Origin of the sequence: Marinobacter sp. UBA2498, assembly GCF_002341575.1 — a bacterium.
In the GTDB taxonomy this organism is placed as follows: domain Bacteria; phylum Pseudomonadota; class Gammaproteobacteria; order Pseudomonadales; family Oleiphilaceae; genus Marinobacter; species Marinobacter manganoxydans.
Map to the genome: position 1 here is coordinate 13,784 of NZ_DDOI01000076.1, position 3,306 is coordinate 17,089.

The window sequence follows — 3,306 nt, forward strand, 5'->3', positions numbered from 1 at the left end:
ATGTGAATTTTTCCATCCCGTCCGGCCACAAGATTGCCGTGGTGGGAGCCAGTGGCGCCGGCAAGTCCACCCTCGCCCGCCTGCTGTTCCGCTTTTACGACGTCGATCAGGGCGCCATAAGGATCGACGGCCAGGACATTCGGCAGGTGAGCCAGGACAGCCTGCGCTCGGCGATTGGTGTGGTGCCTCAGGATACGGTGCTGTTCAACGATACCCTTTACCGGAATCTGGCCTATGGCCGGCCGCAAGCTACCGAAGAAGAAGTCTATCGGGCGGCCCGGATGGCCCACCTGGAAGACTTTATCCACAGCCTGCCGGAGGGTTATGAAACCAAAGTCGGCGAACGGGGCCTGAAGCTCTCCGGTGGTGAAAAGCAACGGGTGGCCATTGCCCGGGTGATCCTGAAGAACCCGCCGTTGCTGATCCTGGATGAGGCGACATCCTCTCTGGATTCACTTTCGGAGCAGGCCATCCTCACGGCGCTCAAGGAAGTCAGCCAGAGGCGAACAACACTGGTGATTGCCCACAGGCTGTCGACTGTCATGGATGCGGACAGCATCCTTGTGATGGAGGGCGGAAAAATCGTGGAGAGCGGACACCATCAGGATTTGTTGGCCCGGAACGGGCACTACGCCCGGCTGTGGTTCCAGCAACACCAGTCTGATGGCGGGGATACCGAAATTCAGCCGGAAGCCTGATCTTTGTAGTCAAACACGACCACTTGATTGCGGCCTTGAGCCTTGCCCCGGTACATCGCCTGGTCCGCACGTACCAGAATCTGGCTGGGTTTTTCGTCAGTCCGGTCGGAAATGGCAACGCCGCAGGTTATGGTGCCCCGCAGTTCATCAAAGCCAATGAACCGCAATTGTTCAACGGATCGGCGAAGGCGTTCCGCAAATTGCCTGGCACTGTTCTCGTCGCACTGAGGCAAGAGCACGGCAAACTCCTCGCCACCGATTCGCCCCAGCGTGTCGCCCGTACGCAGTTCATTTTTGATGCGGTGGGCAGTCTCCCTCAGGACAAGGTCACCAACGTGGTGCCCGTAATGATCATTCACTCTCTTGAACCAGTCAAAATCGAAGAGTACGACCGCATAGCCGGCGCCGTTCCGTTTCAGCCTCTCAAACTCCCAGGACAGCACCTCGGTGAAGCGACGCCGATTGGCTGCACCTGTGAGATCGTCAGTGGTTGATGTCTGTCGAAGCTCTTCTTCAAGCGTTTTCTGGGAGGTGATATCCAGGATCGCGCCGTGCCAGATGACCGTACCGTCCGGCTTGAATTCCGGTTTGGAACGGCCCAGAACCCAGCTGACCACGCCCTCGTTTATAACCCGATATTCACAGACCCAGTTTTCGCCGCTTTTCTTCGAGTGGTTAATGGTCTGTTCAACAAAGCCGCGGTCTTCTGGATGAATGGCCTGGAACACAATAGTCCCATCGGCGAGCGCCTGCTCAGGCGTCACGCCATAGACCCGTTCAATTCCGGCACTGGCATAGGGAAACGTCATGGTTCCGTCCGGTCTGATCTCGAACTGGAACACCACTCCCGGCAAGAGCGACGCCATTTTTTCAAAACGCTGGATCGTTTGCTGTTGCTCAGCCTTGATTTGCTCCAGCCTCTGTTCGTACTGCTTGCTGCTGGAGATCTCTATGTGCGTTCCGGAAATCCACTCGGGCTCACCTTCAAGTGTCCGACTGACGAGGCGACCATAATCTCGGACCCAAACCCAGTAGCCGTCGCGATGACGCATGCGGGCTTCACACTCGTAATACTCGGAGTCGCCGCGGAAATGAGCCGTTAACTTCTGCTCTGACAGAGCCAGATCGTCCGGATGGGCGTGCTTCATCCAGGTGTCGATGGAAACCGGTTGAAGTTCTTCCAGCGAATACCCGATGATTTCCGCCCAGCGCTCATTGAAAATCGTCTCCCCCGTCTGGACGTTCCATTCCCAGGTTCCGGCGCCGGTCCCTTCCAGAATGGTTTTTAGACGTGAGGCTTCGTCTTGCTGAAGATAAAAAGAATGAGAGGGCATTCCACGTACTGCATGTCAGAGAGTTCCCGGCGATCATATAAGAACATGTAGCTGGAGGCGATACCCATTAGTCAGTAGATTCCACAAGTGCGAGCGCCAAACCTGAGGCCCTGGAGACCTGCTGCGAGACGGCCTCCCTGAGCACCGGAATGTCCCCCACAATCAGGCTGAACCAGTTTCTGGCGCGGGTGATGCCGGTATAGACCAGCTCTTTTGTCAGGACCGGGCTCAAACGGTCCGGCAAGACCAGGCAGGTGTGGTTGAACTCCGAACCCTGGGATTTGTGCACCGTCATGGCGTACACGGTTTCCAGCTGCTGCAGACGACTGGGCGAGATCCAGCGAATACCGCCAGCGGTGTCGCTATCCGGAAACGCCACCCGCAGGGTATAGCGGGGCTCACCGGTGTCGGTCCGATCCCAGGGCACGTTGACGGCAATGCCAATGTCGCCGTTCATCAGGCCCAGGTTGTAGTCGTTGCCGGTAATCAGCACAGGCCGGCCCTCATACCAGCCCTCGGCCCGCGGGATCAGTTTTTCAGCCAGTAACTGCTTTGCGATCCGGTCGTTGAGGCCTTCTACGCCCCAGGGGCCCTTGCGCAGGGCACAGAGCACCTGAAAGTCACTGAAGGCTTCAAGGAGCTGCACCGCCATCGCATCCCAGTCTTCGCGGGGGCTGTTTTCGTTCAGGCCATGATTCTGCAAGCGTTCGAGGTAATGGCGGTAACCAACGGGTGGTGGCAGGCTCTGACCATTCACTTGCCGGCCCTGCCCGGCATTTCGGAATGCCTCGGGTGAGCCGGTGATGGCATGTCGACACACCAGGTCCAGGGTGTCTTCCGTGTCCCCACTTTTCGACCGGCTGTTAAGCAAAATTACGTCGTCGAATTCTGCTTCCCGGATCTGGCGCAACATGGCGTTATCAAGCGCATTGGTATTCGCAGCTTCGGCAAAGGCGCGGATACCGCTGTCCTCCCGGAACCGGTAGCTCTTGCGCAGCATGGCCACGGCCTGATCCATGGGTTGGCCGGTTTCGTCCACCAGTGACTCCGGTATCTCGCCTCCGGCCATGGCAACCAGCCATTGGGCCGTTTCCGGTGTGTAATGCGCCAGCAACGCCCGCTGGCACAGCTCCCCCAGTACCGCACCGGCGTCCACCGAGGCCAGCTGGTCCTTGTCGCCCAACAGGATCAGCTGGGCGTTGCCGGGCAGGGCATCGAATACCGACGCCATCAGATCCACGTCCACCATTGAGGCTTCGTCGATGACCAGGAGA

General features: G+C 58.3%; 3 protein-coding genes. 1 reads left to right on the forward strand and 2 read right to left on the reverse strand.

Features of this window, described 5'->3' with window-relative positions; all coding sequences use genetic code 11:
- A partial coding sequence (locus B2W52_RS10515) for an ATP-binding cassette domain-containing protein (protein ID WP_286802921.1) occupies positions 1-698 on the forward strand: 698 nt, incomplete at its 5' end.
- On the opposite strand, the gene B2W52_RS10520 is transcribed toward B2W52_RS10515, so the two are convergent.
- Both B2W52_RS10520 and recD read right to left on the reverse strand, forming a co-directional pair.
- Positions 683-2,032, reverse strand: coding sequence for a sensor domain-containing diguanylate cyclase (locus tag B2W52_RS10520; RefSeq protein WP_273069679.1), 1,350 nt, complete (start codon positions 2,030-2,032; stop codon positions 683-685). The genes B2W52_RS10515 and B2W52_RS10520 overlap by 16 nt on opposite strands.
- 67 nt (positions 2,033-2,099) lie before the next feature.
- Positions 2,100-3,306, reverse strand: a 1,207-nt coding sequence (gene recD, locus B2W52_RS10525; protein WP_286802924.1) for an exodeoxyribonuclease V subunit alpha, incomplete at its 5' end; no start/stop codon positions are given.

What these genes read in the sequence shown, in the direction of transcription:
- B2W52_RS10520 (WP_273069679.1), bottom strand. Translation starts at nt 2,032, where the DNA reads ATGCCCTCTCATTCTTTTTATCTTCAGCAAGACGAAGCCTCACGTCTA.